The organism is Janthinobacterium sp. CG_23.3 (assembly GCF_046115965.1).
In the GTDB taxonomy this organism is placed as follows: Bacteria; Pseudomonadota; Gammaproteobacteria; order Burkholderiales; family Burkholderiaceae_D; genus Janthinobacterium.
Window position 1 is genome coordinate 13,098 of record NZ_JBJXIB010000024.1, and the last position, 16,314, is coordinate 29,411.

General features: G+C 67.8%; 17 protein-coding genes. 3 read left to right on the plus strand and 14 right to left on the minus strand.

The window, feature by feature from the left end; translation table 11 throughout:
* Nucleotides 1-6 precede the first annotated feature (6 nt).
* From ACFDR9_RS08490 to flgB, 5 genes are read right to left on the minus strand one after another with little or no spacing between them, the layout of a single operon-like run.
* Entirely contained in the window at nucleotides 7-753 is a 747-nt protein-coding gene (locus ACFDR9_RS08490) for a flagellar basal body rod protein FlgF (RefSeq protein ID WP_026133408.1), read from the minus strand.
* A gap of 28 nt (nucleotides 754-781) precedes the next feature.
* On the minus strand, nucleotides 782-2,335 hold the full coding sequence (locus ACFDR9_RS08495; RefSeq protein WP_409030733.1) for a flagellar hook protein FlgE: 1,554 nt from the start codon (nucleotides 2,333-2,335) through the stop codon (nucleotides 782-784).
* A 33-nt stretch (nucleotides 2,336-2,368) separates the two neighbouring features.
* On the minus strand, nucleotides 2,369-3,058 hold the full coding sequence (locus ACFDR9_RS08500) for a flagellar hook assembly protein FlgD (protein ID WP_026133407.1): 690 nt from the start codon (nucleotides 3,056-3,058) through the stop codon (nucleotides 2,369-2,371).
* 17 nt (nucleotides 3,059-3,075) lie between these two features.
* Nucleotides 3,076-3,477 (minus strand): flagellar basal body rod protein FlgC, encoded by a 402-nt coding sequence (gene flgC, locus ACFDR9_RS08505; RefSeq protein ID WP_026133406.1) that lies wholly within the window; start codon nucleotides 3,475-3,477, stop codon nucleotides 3,076-3,078.
* 2 nt (nucleotides 3,478-3,479) lie between these two features.
* Complete coding sequence (gene flgB / locus ACFDR9_RS08510) at nucleotides 3,480-3,890, minus strand: flagellar basal body rod protein FlgB (RefSeq protein ID WP_017878908.1); 411 nt, start codon at nucleotides 3,888-3,890, stop codon at nucleotides 3,480-3,482.
* Nucleotides 3,891-4,071: 181 nt separating this feature from the next.
* Between flgB and flgA the strand changes: the two genes are divergently transcribed.
* The 3 genes from flgA (at nucleotide 4,072) to ACFDR9_RS08525 (ending at nucleotide 5,682) form a co-directional block, all read left to right on the plus strand.
* The gene (flgA, locus tag ACFDR9_RS08515) at nucleotides 4,072-4,785 is read left to right on the plus strand and encodes a flagellar basal body P-ring formation chaperone FlgA (RefSeq protein WP_409030734.1); all 714 of its coding nucleotides are present in this window, start codon (nucleotides 4,072-4,074) and stop codon (nucleotides 4,783-4,785) included.
* 117 nt (nucleotides 4,786-4,902) lie between these two features.
* A complete protein-coding gene (gene flgM / locus ACFDR9_RS08520; RefSeq protein WP_409030735.1) occupies nucleotides 4,903-5,205 on the plus strand; it encodes a flagellar biosynthesis anti-sigma factor FlgM in 303 nt (100 codons plus the stop codon).
* Between the two features lie 9 nt (nucleotides 5,206-5,214).
* Nucleotides 5,215-5,682, plus strand: coding sequence for a flagella synthesis protein FlgN (locus tag ACFDR9_RS08525; RefSeq protein ID WP_026133405.1), 468 nt, complete (start codon nucleotides 5,215-5,217; stop codon nucleotides 5,680-5,682).
* Between the two features lie 94 nt (nucleotides 5,683-5,776).
* On the opposite strand, the gene motD is transcribed toward ACFDR9_RS08525, so the two are convergent.
* The 9 genes from motD to ACFDR9_RS08570 all read right to left on the minus strand — a co-directional run bounded on the left by motD (nucleotide 5,777) and on the right by ACFDR9_RS08570 (nucleotide 16,314).
* Nucleotides 5,777-6,562 (minus strand): flagellar motor protein MotD, encoded by a 786-nt coding sequence (motD, locus tag ACFDR9_RS08530; protein WP_026133404.1) that lies wholly within the window; start codon nucleotides 6,560-6,562, stop codon nucleotides 5,777-5,779.
* A 1-nt stretch (nucleotide 6,563) separates the two neighbouring features.
* The gene (locus ACFDR9_RS08535; RefSeq protein WP_017878903.1) at nucleotides 6,564-7,310 is read right to left on the minus strand and encodes a flagellar motor protein; all 747 of its coding nucleotides are present in this window, start codon (nucleotides 7,308-7,310) and stop codon (nucleotides 6,564-6,566) included.
* Complete coding sequence (locus tag ACFDR9_RS08540) at nucleotides 7,292-8,026, minus strand: RNA polymerase sigma factor FliA (RefSeq protein WP_017878902.1); 735 nt, start codon at nucleotides 8,024-8,026, stop codon at nucleotides 7,292-7,294. The genes ACFDR9_RS08535 and ACFDR9_RS08540 overlap by 19 nt, the downstream gene beginning before the upstream one ends.
* A 24-nt stretch (nucleotides 8,027-8,050) precedes the next feature.
* On the minus strand, nucleotides 8,051-8,881 hold the full coding sequence (locus ACFDR9_RS08545; RefSeq protein ID WP_327075977.1) for an antiactivator of flagellar biosynthesis FleN protein: 831 nt from the start codon (nucleotides 8,879-8,881) through the stop codon (nucleotides 8,051-8,053).
* On the minus strand, nucleotides 8,874-10,214 hold the full coding sequence (gene flhF / locus ACFDR9_RS08550; protein WP_327075976.1) for a flagellar biosynthesis protein FlhF: 1,341 nt from the start codon (nucleotides 10,212-10,214) through the stop codon (nucleotides 8,874-8,876). The genes ACFDR9_RS08545 and flhF overlap by 8 nt, the downstream gene beginning before the upstream one ends.
* A gap of 241 nt (nucleotides 10,215-10,455) precedes the next feature.
* A complete protein-coding gene (flhA, locus tag ACFDR9_RS08555) occupies nucleotides 10,456-12,549 on the minus strand; it encodes a flagellar biosynthesis protein FlhA (RefSeq protein WP_017878899.1) in 2,094 nt (697 codons plus the stop codon).
* Nucleotides 12,546-13,724, minus strand: a complete 1,179-nt coding sequence (gene flhB / locus ACFDR9_RS08560; RefSeq protein WP_409030736.1) for a flagellar biosynthesis protein FlhB — start codon at nucleotides 13,722-13,724, stop codon at nucleotides 12,546-12,548. Before flhB ends, flhA begins: the two co-directional genes overlap by 4 nt.
* A 175-nt stretch (nucleotides 13,725-13,899) precedes the next feature.
* Nucleotides 13,900-15,006 carry a glycosyltransferase gene (locus ACFDR9_RS08565; RefSeq protein WP_198292049.1) on the minus strand — a complete coding sequence of 369 codons (1,107 nt, stop codon included), beginning with the start codon at nucleotides 15,004-15,006 and terminating at the stop codon, nucleotides 13,900-13,902.
* Nucleotides 15,007-15,048: 42 nt separating this feature from the next.
* Nucleotides 15,049-16,314, minus strand: a complete 1,266-nt coding sequence (locus ACFDR9_RS08570; RefSeq protein ID WP_327075975.1) for a hypothetical protein — start codon at nucleotides 16,312-16,314, stop codon at nucleotides 15,049-15,051.

Sequence of the window (16,314 nt, forward strand, 5' to 3'; positions counted from 1 at the left end):
CGGCCGTCAATTCAAAGCCAGGATCTGGGTCGCTTTAGCGGCGTTGTTCTCGGCATTCTTCAGCATGCTCATCTGGGTTTCGAAGGAGCGCGCCAGGGCGATCATGCTGACCATCGAGTCGACCGGGCTGACGTTGCTGCCCTCCAGCGCGCCGGCGGAAAGGCGCACCGCCGGGTCGGCCTCGGCCGGGGCGCCGTCGCGCAGGCGGAACAGGCCGTCGTCGCCGCGCACCAGCGACTGTTCGGGCGGGTTGACCAGCTTGATGCGCCCGAGGATGGTGGCCGGGCCGGGCTTGGTGTCGGTGGAAATGGCGCCCAGCGTGCCGTCGCCGGCGATCGCCAGGCGCACCTCGGGCGGCACCGCCAGCGGCCCGGTCTCGCCCTGCACCATCAGCCCGGACTGGGTTTGCAGCATGCCGTTCTCGTTGATGCGCAGCGCGCCGTTGCGGGTGTAGGCTTCCGAGCCGTCGGCCGACTGCACCGCGATCCAGCCCTTGTTCTGCACCGCGACGTCGAGCTCGCGCCCGGTTTGCAGCATCGGCCCGGGGGCGAAGTTGCTGCCGACGGTGGAGTCGACGACGAAGGTGCGGGTCGCCAGCGGCAGGTTGTCGGCCACCACCGGCACCGCGCGGAAGGCGTTGAGCTGGGCGCGAAAGCCGGTGCTGGTGGCGTTGGCCAGGTTGTTGGCCGTCGTCGCCTGCTGCTCGAGGATGTGGCGGGCGCCGGTCATGGCGGTGTAGATCAAACGGTCCATCTGCTTCTCCTTGTGCCGGCGGCAACGCTTAGCGCAGGTTGACCAGCGTTTGCAGCACCTGGTCCTGGGTTTTGATGGTTTGCGCGTTGGCCTGGTAGGCGCGCTGCGCGGTGATCATGTTGACCAGCTCGGCGGTCAGGTCGACGTTCGACACTTCCACCGAGCCGGAGCGCAGCAAGCCCAGGCTGCCGCTGTTGGGCTCGCCCACCATCGGGCCGCCGGAGGCATTGGTTTCGGCCCAGGCGTTGTTGCCCTGCGGCTCCAGGCCGTTCGGGTTGGCGAAGTTCGCCAGCACGATCTGGCCCAGCGCGGCGGTGCGGCCGTTGCTGTACTTGCCGACCAGCACGCCGCTGGCGTCGGCGCCGAAGTCGATCAGCGCGCCGCCGGCGTAGCCGTCCTGGGTGGTCTTTTTCTCGCTGGTCGGGTTGGCGATCTGGGTCGAGTTGCTAAACTCCACATTGATCGGCAATTGCGGCACGGCGCCGGTGGCCGGGAAAATCGGCAGCGAAACCGACATCGGCAGCGTCTGCGGCGGCGTCAGCGACAGCATCGACGCCTTGTCGAGCGTGCCCGAGGTGTTAAACAGCAACACGCCGACCTTCTTCGCCGGCACCGCGGTGGCGGCGGCGATGGCCTTGTCGATCTGGTCCGGGGTGCGCCCGGCGTTCTGGTCGCTGCCGGGGATCGCGGCCGGGTTGTAGCTGAGCAGCAGCGCGGCCAGCTGGGCCGGACTGGCGCCGGCCGCCGTGGCGGCGGCCGTGACGGCCGCGCCGGCCGCGGCCGCGTAACCCAGCGCCGCCGTGATCACGGCGGCCGGGTTCAGCGGCACCGCCGTCACCGCCGTCTGGTAGACGGCGCGCGCGGCCAGCGACGCCGGGTCGCTCTGGACGGTGGCGGCGGCCTTCATCGCGGTGATTTCCATGTTGTCGTTGGCCATGTAGATATCCCACGAATTGGTGCCGGTCTTGACGTAATAGGTCGACAAGGAATGGGAATTGCCGAGCGAATCGAAGACCTCGGTCGGGGTTTGCTTGGTATAGGTGTCGGCGTCGCCCACGCTGAAGGGAAACTTGATCGGGATCTGGCTGGTCGAATTGAGGTTGATCTGGGTGTCGACCCGGGTCGTGGCCTGCGGCTTCATGTCGGTCTTGTTGATTTGCAGCGGCTGCGCCGAGCCGGCCACGATCTTGCCGTTGACGTCGGCCGCGTAGCCGGTCAGCTTGGCCAGCTGGGCGTTGACGATGAAGCCCTCCTTGTCGACCTGGAACTGGCCGTTGCGCGAATACTGGATCGCGCCGTTGACCGAGGTGCGGAAAAAACCGGCGCCGTTGATCGAGATGTCGAGCGGGTTGGCCGAGGTTTCCAGGTTGCCCTGGGTGAACATCTGGGCGATCTGCGACACCGACACGCCGATCCCGGCCGAATTGCCGCCGACGCCGTTGAGCGACTTGGCGTAAATGTCGGCGAACTGCGCCTGCGACTGCTTGAAGCCGACCGTGTTGGCGTTGGCGATGTTGTTGCCGATCACGTCGAGTGATTTCGCTGCGCCGTTCAGGCCGCTAAGCCCTTGTTGGAAAGACATGGAATTCTCCTGGTAATGGGTGGGATGCCGCGGTTACAGAATTTGTTTGATATCGGCCAGGCCGACGCTGCCGACCGAGGGCACGTTCAGCAGCACCCCCTTGGCGCTGGTCGAGACGCTGGCGACCGAGCCGAATTGCAGCGCCTTGGCGTCGCCGACTTTTTCGCCGCCGCGCATGGCCACCACTTCGAAGACGTATTTGCCGTCGGGCGCCACGCCGGGCTTGCCGGTGCCGTCGTCCTCGACCTTGCCGTCCCAGGCCAGCGGCACCGTGCCGACCGCCTGCGGCCCCATTTCCATGGTCTTGACCTCCTTGCCGCCGGCGGTGCGGATCACCACCTTGACGCTGTCTACTTCGGAGCCGAAGTCGACGCCGAGGATGGCGGCGCTTTTCATCAGGTTGATGGCGTTGCCGTCGACCAGTACGCCGTGGCCGATCAGGTTGGCCGCCTGCAGCGACTCGTTCGACTGGTAACTGGCCTTGAGCGACTCCACCGTGGCGTTGAGTTTGTTGACGCCGGTGACGGTCGACAACTGCGCCAGCTGGCTGGTCAACTGGGCGTTGTCGAGCGGGTTCATCGGATCCTGGTTCTTCAACTGCGTCACCAGCAGCGTCAGGAACTTATTGGTTTCGGCCTCGACCGTGCCGGCGGCCGGCGCCTTGGCCGACTTCGGGTTCACGGCGGCCATCAAATCGCCGTAGCCGGTGTCAATAGTAGTCATGTTTGCTTCTCCGCGGCCTACTGGCCGATCGTTAAGGTTTTCAACAACAGCGTCTTGGCCGCGTTCATGGTTTCCACATTGGTCTGGTAGGAGCGCGAGGCCGACAGCATGTTGACCATCTCGTCGACCGGGTTGACGTTCGGCATCGCCACATAGCCCTTGTCGTCGGCCAGCGGGTGCTTCGGATCGAACACCATCTTCAGCGGCGACGGGTCCTCGATCACCTCGCGCACCTTGACGGCGGTGGCGCCGCCGGCCAGCGGCACCGCCTCGAACACCACCTGCTTGGCGCGGTAGGCCTGGCCGCTGGCGCTGGTGGCGCTGTCGACGTTGGCCAGGTTGCTGGCGGTGGCGTTGAGGCGCTGCGCCTGGGCGCTCATGGCCGAGCCGGAAACGCTGAAGATATGAAAGAGGGACATGGTTATTGCGCTCCTTGTATCGCCGTCATCATTTCCTTGATCTGGGCGTTGATTAATGTGATGCTGGCCTCGTAGCGGACGGCGTTGTCGGCGAACTGGTTGCGCTCGACGTCCATGTCGACGGTATTGCCGTCGACCGCGCCCTGGGCCGGCGTGCGGTACTGCAGCGCGCCGGCGGCGGCGCCGCCCGCCGCCGCCGTGGGGAAATGCCGCGCCGCAGTGGCCGCCAGCGCCGGCCCCGCCCCGCCCTGGCCCAGCGCGCCCTTGAGCGCGGCGGCGAAGTCGAGGTCGCGCGCCTTGTAGTTCGGCGTGTCGGCGTTGGCGATGTTCGACGCCAGCACTTGCTGGCGGTTCGCACGCAGGTTCAGCGCCGTTTCGTGAAAGCCCAAGTAAGCGTCGAGTTTGCCTATCATTTCTAGCTCCGCAAGAGATCGGCCACTTCCGTCCGGGGTGGGCGATATGGTGGTGACAGGATCGATGATACGGCCGGCGGCGCCGCCGCCATCGCTTGATCAGACCGCTGTTTGCGGTCTTGCTCGGGGTTTCGTCCGGCCCCGCCCGGCCTATCATCTAACCATTCCGGGGGTCCATACCATGCCATACGCTTTCACTCTGCCACGCCGCATTCCACTGTTCGCCGCCCTGCTGTGCTGTGCCGCCGGCGCCGCCGCCCAGGCCGGCGCGCGCCAAGAGCCGGAGGCGCTGCGCCAGAGCGTGGCGCAATTCCTGCAACTGCAAACGGCCGGCCTGCCCGGCCAGGTCACGGTCACGGTCGGCCCGCTCGACGCGCGCCTGAACCTGGCCGCCTGCCCGGCGCCGCAGGCGTTCATGGCGCCGGGCGCACGGGCCTGGGGCAAGACCACGGTCGGGCTGCGCTGCACCGCGCCGACGCCGTGGACCATCTATATCCAGGCGACGGTGGCGGTGCAGGCCGGCTACATCGCCAGCGCGCTGCCGCTGGCGCAGGGCCAGCCCATCGTCGCCGAACAACTGGTGATCCTGCGCGGCGACCTCGCCGCGCTGCCGGCCGGCATCGCCACCGACATGGCGCAGGTGCTCGGGCGCAGCGCCACCGTCTCGCTGGCGGCCGGCACGCCGCTGCGCCTCGACATGCTGCGCAGCGGTAACGTGGTACAGCAGGGGCAACTGGTGCGGCTGGTGTCGAGCGGCGCCGGCTTCCGCGTCTCGGCCGAGGCGCGCGCGATCAACAACGCCAGCGACGGCCAGGTGGTGCAGGTACGCACCACGGCGGGCCAGCAAATCAGCGGCGTGGCCAGGGCCGGCGGCCTGGTCGAAGTGGCGTTTTAAACGTCTTGGCAAAGAGATATGCTGATTGGCGGCGCCAGGGCTAAAGTTTCCGCTGCGGGCGCCGATAAAGAACACATATCCCGGAGTTCCAAGCTCCGACCAGACGAGGATGATGCTGTGAAAATTACCGATACCATGAAGAGCACCCCCGGCCTGCCGGTGACGCCGGCAGCCACTTCCAGTGCGCGCGGCGCCGAAAAGGCCAGCGTTAACACCGACACGTCGGACAAGGTGCGCCTGTCGCCGCAGGGCCAGGCGCTGGCCGCCAGCGCGGCCGGCAACAGCGCCGTGTTCGACACCAAGAAAGTAGAACGCATCAAGCTGGCCATCGCCGACGGCCAGTTCCAGGTCAATTCCGAAAAAGTCGCGGACGGTCTGCTGGAAACAGTCAGGGACTTGCTGCATTCACGTAAAAGATAGGTATCAGCCATGCAATCCGCCTCCCCCTTGAGCACGCTGCGCGAAGAACGCGAACTGATGGACGCGCTGTTTGAATTGATGCAGCGCGAGCAAGACAGCCTGGTGGCGGCGGAAATCGACGAATTGACCGCGCTGACGGCGCGCAAAGGCGCGCTGGTGGCGCAACTGGCGGCCTGCGCCAAGCTGCGCCACGACGCCTTGGCGGCGGCCGGCTTCGCGCCGAAGGAGGAAGGCATGGCGGCCTGGCTGGCCGGATGCGGCGACGCCGGCGCAACCGCGCAGTGGTCGGCGCTGCTGGCCTTGACGCGCGCGGCCAAGGAGCGCAACCGCCTGAACGGCATGCTGGTCAACAAACAGCTGGCGCACACCCAGGGCGCGCTCAACAGCATGCGCCCGGCCGCCCAGGGCGGCAACTTCTACGGCCCCAGCGGCCAAACCACCGCCGGCGCGGCCAGCCGCCGCCTGGTCATCGGCTAGTCCAGCCGACACCCAAACCGCGACAAGCAAACCGGGGACAGACCACGTTTTTCGAGAAACTTTCTCGAAAAACGTGGTCTGTCCCCGGTTTTTTTTATGGCGCCGGCGCCGGCGCCGCCGTGGTCGGCAGTTCGGTGACGGTGTCGGGCAGCGCCGACAGGATGGTGACGGCGACGCGGCGGTTGCGCGCGCGCCCGTCGGCGCCGTCGTTCGGCGCCACCGGCAGGTTGGCGCCGTGGCCCACCGCGGTCAGCCGCGCCGGCGCCACGCCCGCTTCGATGAACAGGCGCACCACCGCGCTGGCGCGCACCGCCGACAATTCCCAGTTGGACGGGAAGCTGGGGTTGCGGATTGGCTGGTTGTCGGTATGGCCTTCGACCTGCACCGCGTGCGGGTCGTCCTTGAGCAGCACCGCGACCGCCCGCAGGGCCTGGTCCGATTCGGCCGTCAGGCGCGCCTCGCCCGGGTCGAACAGCACGCTGGCGTTGATTTCGACGCTGACGCCGCGGCTGTTCTGCGTCACCCGCACCTTGCCCTCCTTGACCAGCGGCGCCAGCGTCGATAGCAGGTCGTTGGCCAGCCGCGTCATGTTCTCGCGCTCGCGCTTGAGCGCCTCGGCGCGCTTTTTGATCATCGGGTTCGGCAGCGGTATCGCCTGCGGCGCCTCCAGCACGATGGGCGGCGCGCCGCGGCGCAGGCCGAGCGCTTCGCCGATGGCGTCCGAGAAAACCCGGTACTTGCCCTCGTTGGCCAGCGACAGCGCGTACATGACGACGAAAAAGGCGAACAACAAGGTGATGAAGTCGGCGTACGAGATCAGCCAGCGCTCGTGGTTCTCCGGCTCGTCGTCGAATTTCCTGCGCGCGCGCCGCATCTGCATCTCAGTACTCCCGCAGCAGGCTGGCGACGCGCTCTTCGATGATGCGCGTGTGGTCGCCGCTGGCGATGTCGTAGAACACGGCGGCGACGATTTCGTACTGCACCACGCGCAGCGAGACGATCGCCTTGAGCTTGTTGGCCACCGGGTAGAAGAACAGGTTGGCCAGGCCGACGCCGTAGATGGTCGAGACGAACGCCACGGCGATGCCGCCGCCCAGCTTGGCCGGGTCGGTCAGGTTTTCCATCACGTGGATCAGGCCGAGCACGGCGCCGAGGATGCCGATGGTGGGCGAGTAGCCGGCCGCCGACTCCCAGATCCGCACCGCCTGGCGCTCGGCCACCTCGTAGGCGCTGATCTCGACGTCGAGCAACTGGCGCAGCTTGTCGGGGTGGATGCCGTCGACGATCATGCGCAAGCCCTTGACGACCAGCTGGTCGCCGCTGGCCTCCATGTGGCGCTCCAGCGACAGCGGGCCGTCGCGCCGCGCCGACTGGTTCCACTGGCTGATCTGGCGCGCCAGCGCGGCGCGTCCGTCGAGCGGCGGCAGGAACACCCAGCGCGTCATCTCGATGCCGCGCACGAAGGCGCGCATGCGCGTTTGCAGCAGCACCGCGCCGAGCGTGCCGACCACCACGATGGCGAACGCGGCCGGCTGTAGCAGCGAGGCGAACTTGCCGCCCTCCAGCCCCTGGCCGACGATGACGCCGGCCAGCGCCAGCACCACCCCGGCTACGCTGGCCCAGTCCACGCCTGCTCCCTTAACGATGCGCGCAGGCGCGCGACGGCCTGGGTGTGCAGCTGCGAGACGCGCGATTCGGACACGCCCATCACCGCCCCGATTTCCTTCAGGTTCAATTCTTCCTCGTAATACAGGCCCATGAGCATTTTCTCGCGTGGCGGCAGCGCGTCGATGGCGTCGATCACGCATTGCCGGAAGTCGGTGTCGAGCAGCGAGCGCAACGGGTCGCCGTCCTCGTCGACGCTGTGGCGGTCGAGGAAGCTGTCGTTGCCGCCGTCGGGGTCGTGGAAATCCTCGTAGTACAGCAACTGGTGGCCGCCGCCGTCGCCCAGCATCTCCTGGTAGTCGTGCAGCGACATCTTCAGCAGCTGCGCCACCTCGGACTCGGTGGGCGGGTGGCCGAGGCGCTGCTGCAGCGTGCTCATCGCCACCTCGATCTTGCGCATGTTCTGGCGCATGCTGCGCGGCAGCCAGTCGCTGCTGCGCAGCTCGTCGAGCATGGCGCCGCGGATGCGCAGCACCGCGTAGGTCTCGAACTGGGCGCCGTGGGTTTCCTCGTAGCGGTTGATGGCGTCGAGCAGGCCTATCATGCCGGCCTGGACCAGGTCGTCGACCTCGACCGAGGGCGGCAGTTTGGCCTTCATGTGGTGGGCCAGACGCTTCACCAACGGGATGTGCTCCGTCAGCAATTGGTTCTTGTCCGCTTTCCCTTTAACCGTATACATAGGCAGCTTATTGTTTGTTAGGCGCTAAAATGGTTGCCCCCCCGCGCGGTAGGGTGACGGCCCGGCCGACAGGGCGAAGCGCCCGGCCAGCTGGCGGAACGCGACCGATGCCCCGGCCAAGGGGAAGGCGTCGACGACCGCGCGTCCCAGCCGCGCGGCGCGGTGCAGGTATTCGTCGGCCGGCACCGAGCCCATCGAGGTCAGGTTCAACGCCAAATAACGGCTGGCCGCCTGAGCCATATTATCGTATACCACCTTTGCCTCGGTTTCGGAAGCCCCGGTGACAAGAATTCCAAACGGGCGCCGGCCGAACGCGTGGTTCAGGCGCTTGATCATGCAATAGGCCGCCTTGATCGAGGTGGCGCTGTTCGAGACCTGCACCACGATGTCGGCGCTGGCCATGGCCGGCAGCGGGAAGCCCTCCTCGCCATCTTCACCATACTCGCCGTCGACGATGACGATGCCGGTCTGCTTGACCAGCACGTCGAAGGCCTTGGCCAGCCGGCGCGCCTCGTCGGCGGCCACCGCGGCGACGCCGCGCGGCGCCAGCGTGACCACGCCGAAGCCCTGCGGCACCTGGTGGATCACCTGGTTCAGCGCGCAGCGCTGGCGCGCCACGTCGAGCAGGCTGGCGCCGCCGGCCACGCCGAGGCGCTCGCCGACGCCGCGCTCGCCGGCGCAGGCGTCGACCAGCAGCACGTCGTTGCCGGCGCGCGCCAGCGAGGCGCCCAGGTTCACCAGCATGGCGCCCTTGTCGTCCCGCGGCGTGGCCGACAGCACCGTGACGATGCGCGGCTTGGGCCCGGCCAGCATGCGCCGCAGGCCTTCGGCCTGGTCGAAGTCGAAATTAGCCAAGGTGCACCCCGCTGAGCGAACGCTCGTTGCGGGCGGCGCCGGCCTGCGCCATCAGCAGCGGCAGCTCGGCGTCCTGGTATTGCGACGGCGCGCCGGCGCGTTGCAGCTTGAACGCGCGGTCGATCAGGTAGCCGCGGTCGGCCAGGTGCAGGTCTTCCGGCACGCGCTGGCCGTTGGAGACGTAGAACAGGCGCAGCTTCTGGCGGATCACGACGTCGAGCACGTTGCCGATCGAGGCCGCCTCGTCGAGTTTGGTGATGATGCAGCCGGCCAGGCCGCTGCCCTGGTAGGCCCGCACCACTTCCTGCAGCGTCTCGCCGGTGGCGGTGGCGTTCAGACACAACAGGCGCTTGACGTCGGCGCCGGCGCCCTGCAGCATCGCCACCTGTTCGGTGACCATCTGGTCGCGCTGGCTGACGCCGACGGTGTCGATCAGCACCGTGTGCTTGTTGCGCAACTCCTTCAGGGCGATGCGCAGGTCGGCCTCGTCCTTGACCGAGTGCACCATCACGCCGAGGATCTTGCCGTAGATGCGCAGCTGCTCGTGGGCGCCGATACGGTAGGCGTCGGTGGTGATCAAGGCCAGCTTTTCCGGGCCGTGGCGCATCACGCAGCGCGCCGCCAGCTTGGCGGTGCTGGTGGTCTTGCCGACCCCGGTCGGGCCGACCAGCGCGAACACGCCGCCCTGCTCGAGCATCGCGTCCTCGTCGGCCATGGCGTTGAGGTTTTTCGCCAGCACCGTCTGGATCCAGCGCAGGCTGTCGGCGCCGCCGCGCCCGGCCGGCAGTTTCTCGACCAGGTAGCGCGCCAGCGTCGCCGAAAAGCCGGCCGCCAGCATCGCCCGCAGCACCTCGGTCTTGTGCGGCTCGCGCTGCTGGGTCGAACTCCACGACATTTCGCTGAGCTGGCTCTCGAGCATGCCGCGCATGGCGCGGATCTCGTCCATCATGCCGCTCATCTCGGCGGCGGCGCTATCCTTGGCGTGGGCGATGGCCGAGGCCATCAGCTGCGACATGCGCGCCATGTCGCGGGCGTCGTCGGCCGGCGCGGCCGGCGCGGCGGCCTGGCGCGGCGCCGGGCGGGCCTGCGGCTGAGGCTGCGCCTGGAACGGCGCCGCCGGCCTGGCCGGCGGCTGCGACTGCGCGTACGGCCGCGGCGCCATTTCGCCGCTGGGCTCGGCCAGCGAGGCGGCGTCGTCGCTGGCCAGCGCCAGGATCTCGACCTCGCCGTCGAGCTGGCGGTTGGACAGGATCACGGCGTCGGGGCCGAGCGCCTCGCGCACCTTGCGCAGCGCATCGCGCGAAGTCGGCGCGGTGAATTTTTTGACGTTCATGGCCGCTCCCCCGGTATGTGGCTTGGGCGCGCTTGCCGGCGTGCGGCATGGTTGTGTATGGCCATCATCGACTCCCTGTTGCCCGGGCATCGCGTCTTCCACATGAGACGCAGCTTACTCGGACAGGTCCATTATTAACGATGCACCCTGGAAACGATCGAAGGAGCAGGACGGGAAACAGGCCGTATTTCATTTTTCCGGCGGCGGCGAGCGGGCGGGCGGGCGAACGGCGGCGGCAACGCTATTGCGCGCCTACCAGGCTGGTCACCCGAATGGTCTTGGTTTCCGGGATTTCCGAGTGCGACAGCACCTTCAGCTGCGGCAGCGCGCGGCGCAGGAAGCGCGACAGCAGCGCGCGCAGCGGCCCCGGCACCAGCAGCACCGGCGTCAGGCCCAGCGCCTCCTGCTGCTGCGCCGCCAGCCCGGCCTGCTGGGCGATGGTGTCGGCCAGACCCGGCTCGATGCCGGCGCCGTCGGCGCCGCCGGAACCCAGCGCCTGCATCAACAGGCGCTCCAGGCGGTTGTCCAGGGTCATCACCGACAGCTCGCCGGCGCCGGGGAACAGTTGCTGCACGATGGCCCGGCCCAGCGCCACCCGCACCAGCGCCGTCAGGTCGGCCGGGTCCTGGATGTGCACGGCGTGCTCGGCCAGGGTTTCGATGATCGAGCGCATGTCGCGGATGTGCACGCCCTCGACCAGCAGGTTTTGCAGCACTTTTTGCAAGGTCGACAAGGACACCATCTTCGGCACCAAATCCTCGACCAGCTTGGGCGCGTCCTTGCCCAGGTGGTCGAGCAGCGACTGCACCTCGGCGCGGCCGAGCAGCTCCGAGGCGTGCGAGGTGATCAGGTGGTTCAAATGGGTCGCCACCACCGTGCCGGCGTCGACGACGGTGTAACCCATCGCCTGGGCCTGGTCGCGCAGGCCGGCCTCGATCCAGGTGGCCGGCAGGCCGAAGGCCGGGTCGCTGGTGGCCACGCCGGGCAGGGTGCCGCTGGCCATGCCCGGGTTGATCGCCAGGAACTGGCCGTTGAAGGCCTCGCCGGCGCCGACCTCGACGCCCTTGAGCGTGATGCGGTAGGCGGCCGGCTTCAATTCCAGGTTGTCGCGGATGTGCACCGGCGGCGCCAGGAAGCCGACCTCCTGGGCGAATTTCTTGCGGATGCCCTTGATGCGCTTGAGCAGCTCGCCGCCCTGGGTCTTGTCGACCAGCGGGATCAGGCGGTAGCCGACCTCGAGCCCGAGGGTGTCGACCGGCATGATGTCCTGCCAACTGGCCTCCTCCTGCTCCGGCGCGGTGGCCGGCGGCGGCGCCTCGGCCGGCGCCGCGTCGGCGGCCTCGGCGCGGCGTTTGCTGATCAGGTAGGCGGTGCCGGCCATGACGCCGGCCAGCAGCAGGAACACCATATTGGGCATGCCCGGGATCAGGCCCATGCCGCCGATGATGCCGGCGGTGATGTAGAGCACCTGCGGCTTGGCGAACAACTGGCCCACCAGCTGGGTACCGATGTCCTGGTCGCTGGCCACGCGCGAGACCACGATACCGGCCGCCGTCGAGATGATCAGCGAGGGGATCTGCGCGACCAGGCCGTCGCCGATGGCCAGCAGCGTGTAGGTCTTGAGCGCCTCGGCGAACGGCAGGTCGTGCTGCAGCAGGCCGACCAGCAGGCCGCCGACGATGTTGATGACGGTGACCATGATGCCGGCCACGGCGTCGCCGCGCACGTATTTGCTGGCGCCGTCCATGGCGCCGTAGAACTCGGCCTCCTGCGCCACCTCGGTGCGGCGGCGGCGCGCCTCGGCCTCGGCGATCAGGCCGGCGTTCAGGTCGGCGTCGATGGCCATCTGCTTGCCGGGCATGGCGTCGAGCGCGAAGCGCGCGCCGACTTCGGCGATGCGCCCGGCGCCCTTGGTGACGACGGTGAAGTTAATGATCGTCAAGATGATGAAGACCACGATACCGACCGTGTAGTTGCCGCCGATGAGGAAGTGGCCGAAGGCCTCGATCACCTTGCCGGCCGCCGCCGCGCCGGTGTGGCCCTCGGTCAGCACGACCCGGGTCGAGGCGACGTTGAGCGACAGGCGCAGCATCGTGCTCACCAGCAAAATGGTCGGGAAGGCCATGAAGTCGAGCGGCTTGACCGTGTACAGCGCGGTCAGCAGGACGATGATCGACAGCGCGATGTTGAAGCTGAAAAAGATGTCGAGGATGAAGGCCGGCAGCGGCAGCACCATCATCGCCAACAGCATGATGATGATGATAGGCGCGGCCACGCCGCGGCTGGCGCTGGCGCCCAGGCCGCTCAACCAGGCCGGCATTCTGATGCTGTTCATGGGGTCGCTCCGTTAGGCGTGTCGGGGGATGGCTGCGAGGCCGGGCTCAAAGGGTCCAGCTCGGGCGGCACCGGCAGCCGGCCGGGGCGCTCCGGCCGCGCCCCGGCGCCCTTGTCGAAGGCGCGCAGCTGGAACACGTAGGCCAGCACCTCGGCCACGGCCGCGTACAGCGCCTCGGGGATCTCGTCGCCGATGTCGGTGTGCTTGTGCAGCGCGCGCGCCAACGCCGGCGCCTCCAGGATGGCGACGTGGTTCTCCCTGGCCAGCTCGCGGATCCTGGCGGCGACCTCGTCGCTGCCCTTGGCCACCACCTGCGGCGCGCCGCGCGAATCGTCGCCGTACTTCAGCGCCACCGCGTAGTGGGTCGGGTTGGTCACCACCACGTCGGCGCCCGGCACCGCCGCCATCATGCGCCGGCGCGACATTTCGTGCTGCATCTGGCGGATCTTCGCCTTGATCTGCGGATTGCCGTCCGATTCCTTGTTCTCCTGCGTCACTTCCTGGCGCGTCATCCTCATCTTGTGGGCGTAGTGCCACACCTGGTAGGGGCCGTCGATGGCGGCGATCAGGCCGAGCGCGCCGACGATGAGCATGAAGGCGGTGATCAACAGGCTCACCAGGTGGGCGCTGCCGGCGCGCAGCGGCTCGACCGCCAAGGCCAGCACGGCGTCCTTCTGGTGCTGCATGACCATCCAGGCGACAACGCCGACGACGATGGTCTTGGCGACCGCCTTGAGCAATTCGACCAGCGCGTTGACCGAGATCATGTTGCCGATGCCCTTGATCGGGTTGAGCTTGCCGAACTTCGGCATGAAGGCCTTGCCGCTGAACAGCCAGCCGCCCACCAGCAGCGGCGAGGCCAGCGCCACCGCCATCACCGCCACGCCCAGCGGCAGGCAGGACAGCATGACGCCGACGGCGTCGTTGAAGATGCGGGTAAACAGCGCGTCGGGGTTGAAGATTTGCTCGCGGTCCAGGTTCAGGCCGGCCACCAGCACCGCCGTCAGGCGCCGCACCACGCCCTCGCCGGCGAACCACAGGCAGCAGCCGGACGCCATCAGCACCGTAAACGTCGCCACCTCGCGCGAGCGCGGCACGTCGCCCTCCTCGCGCGCCTGCTCGATGCGCTTGGCTGACGCGGGTTCGGTCTTTTCGGCGTCGCTGTCTTCGGCCATCTGTTACTCCGGTGGAGTCCGGGGCGCAAGGCGCGCGAAAACGGACGGGACAAGTATCATTATGGCGGCGCCGCCGGCGCCGCCATCGGCGGAACAGGCGGCCTTTTCCGGCCTTGTTTGATTTTCCCCTCTAGAAATCCCCCCAAGAAAGGGGCGACTGCGGCGCGGCGTCCCGCTACAGCATTTTCGTGTAAATATTTGCAACTTCTTGGGCAAAGGACTTGTCGGTGAAATGCCGTTCATAGCGATTGCGCGCGCCATTGGCCAGGCGCGTGCGCAACTCGGGGCTGGCCAGTATCTGGCAGCAGGCCCGTGCCAGCGCGGCCGGCGAGCCGGATGCGGCGTTCAAACCGCTGACGCCGTCGGCGTTGACCCATGGCACGCCGGAGCCGGCAATGTCAGTCGCCACGATCGGCACGCCGTACGCCATCGCCTCCAGCAAGACCACGCCAAAGGCCTCCGAGCGATGGATCGACGGCAGGCAGAACACCTGCGCGTCCAGATACAGCGCGCGCAATTCCTGGTCCGATACCCGGCCCGCCAGCAAAATCCGCTGGCCCAGCCCGCGCTCGGCGATTTGCCGGGCCAGCGCCGGCATCAACTCGCCGCCGCCGGCGATCACCACCGCGACGTCGGAGGGCAGGCTCCGCGCCGCCTCCACCAGAACCGAAAACCCCTTATAGGCGGTCAGGCGGCCCACGCTCAACACCAGCCGCCGGCCGCCGATGAACAGATTGAGGCGCTCGCTCAAAGGCTGCGGCGGCGCTTCGGTCCGCGGCTCCGGCACGCCCAGGGGCACCACGCTGACCTTGCCGGCGAAGCGCCGCAGCGCGGCCGAGCCGTCGGCATAGCGCTGGGACGTCGCCAGCACCACGTCGGCGCGCCTGAGCATCAGGTTTTCCAGGGGCCGCACGACATGCCCCATCATGCCCTTGCCGACGATGTCGCTGTGCCAATGCACCAACAGCTTCGGCTTCGAGCCGATGAACAACGTCGCCAGCGACGCCAGCAAATTAGGTGTATGCACGTGGACGATATCGGCCTTGCGCGCGGCCCGGATGCCGCGCCACAAATACGCCCACCCCAGCGGTTGGGCGTTCAACATCTTATCGATCGGCAGGCGCACCACCTCGCCGCCCTTGCAGCGCGTACTGCCCAGCTTGCCCTTATCAAAACAAATGACCGTCGACGCGTACCCATGCGCGTAGGTGCCTTCGACCAGCGTTTCCGTGACGCTTTCGATGCCGCCGGAATCGGGCGGATAATACTTTCCTAAATGCACAACTTTCAACATAACTCAACCAATAAAAGAATGCGGAACGGATCAGCGGTATAGCCAAGCGGCCAGGCCGGTCAACAGCACATACGCGGCCACGGCAAAGCCCCACGGCCGCCACAGGCGGATGCCGGAGCCGACCATGGCGCCGACCTGGGCCAGATAAAACAGTAACATGACGGCGCCATGTACGTAGACGAAACGCAGCAGGCTCACGCCGAGGAACTGCACCAGGACAACGGCCGCCGGGACCGCGAGCAGCAGCGCCAGCGCGCTGGCGGGCAAGACTTTCAACATTGTCTGCTGGCGGATGTTGACGGTGTCGTTGAGCGAGATGGCCGACCATAATATGGCTTGCACCAGTATCGGCACGGCCGCCGCGGAGTGGGTGGAAAAGGTGCGGACGAAGGCGCCGCCCAGCATCCAGCCCAGATACGGGCTGAGCGACCAGAACACCAGCACCGAGGCGGTCACCAGGGACAGGATCAGCAAGACCACCTTTTCCATTTCCCGGTCCGGTAACTCGTACAACTTCCGAAATTTCGCCACCAGCACCACTTGATGCGCGATAATCGGCAGCGCCGCCGCCCTGGCCAGCACGGCGTAGTCGGCCGTCAACAGGGCCCCGCCCAAGTAGGCGATCAGCAGCCGGCCCGAGGTAGTGGCGGCGATCGTCACCAGCGCCCCCAACATCAAGGGCAGGCCCAGGCGCAGCGTGGCCCGGTACGCCGGCGCCTCGCCGGCGCGCGCACGGCCCAGCACGGCGGCGCCGGTGACCGCGGCCAGGCAGGCGACATACGCGGCCAGGGCATACAACACGCAACCCAGCACGTCTTGCCACTGCCACCATTTGGCCGCCAAGGCCACCGCCGCTACCAGCGTAAACATGCAGGAATCGAGCATGAGCGACGCCTCGCCGCGGCCATGCGACTTCAGGTGCACGCTCCACAGCACCTGCAGCGCGATGGCCGCGGTGAGCAACGCGGCCATCGCCGGCGCCCGGCCGGCGCCGGCCAAGCCGGCCGCCAGCGCCATGCCGACGCAGGCGGCGGCGACGCCGAGATGGTGGCAGAGGATGCCCCGCTGGCTGCCCTGCGCGGTGCGTTTCAGGGCCACCAGCGGCATGGCCGAGGCAGTGCCCAGCGCGACGACGGTGGCGCCCAGCGAGGCGGCGGCGTGGGCCCATTCGAGTGCGCCATAGTCGCGCGACGACAGGCTATTGGCGAGGATGATCGGGGCGACGAACAGGGTGCCGCGGGCAAAGCCGAAACTGACCAGGTACAGCACGGTCTGGAAAATTCTCTTCATCTGCAA

Excerpts from the sequence above, each read along its gene's own strand:
- ACFDR9_RS08500 (WP_026133407.1), bottom strand. The coding sequence starts at position 3,058 with ATGACTACTATTGACACCGGCTACGGCGATTTGATGGCCGCCGTGAAC.
- ACFDR9_RS08490 (WP_026133408.1), bottom strand. The coding sequence starts at position 753 with ATGGACCGTTTGATCTACACCGCCATGACCGGCGCCCGCCACATCCTC.
- ACFDR9_RS08540 (WP_017878902.1), bottom strand. The coding sequence starts at position 8,026 with ATGTATACGGTTAAAGGGAAAGCGGACAAGAACCAATTGCTGACGGAG.
- flhA (WP_017878899.1), bottom strand. The coding sequence starts at position 12,549 with ATGAACAGCATCAGAATGCCGGCCTGGTTGAGCGGCCTGGGCGCCAGC.
- motD (WP_026133404.1), bottom strand. The coding sequence starts at position 6,562 with ATGCAGATGCGGCGCGCGCGCAGGAAATTCGACGACGAGCCGGAGAAC.
- flhF (WP_327075976.1), bottom strand. The coding sequence starts at position 10,214 with ATGAACGTCAAAAAATTCACCGCGCCGACTTCGCGCGATGCGCTGCGC.
- flgB (WP_017878908.1), bottom strand. The coding sequence starts at position 3,890 with ATGATAGGCAAACTCGACGCTTACTTGGGCTTTCACGAAACGGCGCTG.
- ACFDR9_RS08525 (WP_026133405.1), top strand. The coding sequence starts at position 5,215 with ATGCAATCCGCCTCCCCCTTGAGCACGCTGCGCGAAGAACGCGAACTG.
- flhB (WP_409030736.1), bottom strand. The coding sequence starts at position 13,724 with ATGGCCGAAGACAGCGACGCCGAAAAGACCGAACCCGCGTCAGCCAAG.
- flgC (WP_026133406.1), bottom strand. The coding sequence starts at position 3,477 with ATGTCCCTCTTTCATATCTTCAGCGTTTCCGGCTCGGCCATGAGCGCC.
- ACFDR9_RS08495 (WP_409030733.1), bottom strand. The coding sequence starts at position 2,335 with ATGTCTTTCCAACAAGGGCTTAGCGGCCTGAACGGCGCAGCGAAATCA.
- flgA (WP_409030734.1), top strand. The coding sequence starts at position 4,072 with ATGCCATACGCTTTCACTCTGCCACGCCGCATTCCACTGTTCGCCGCC.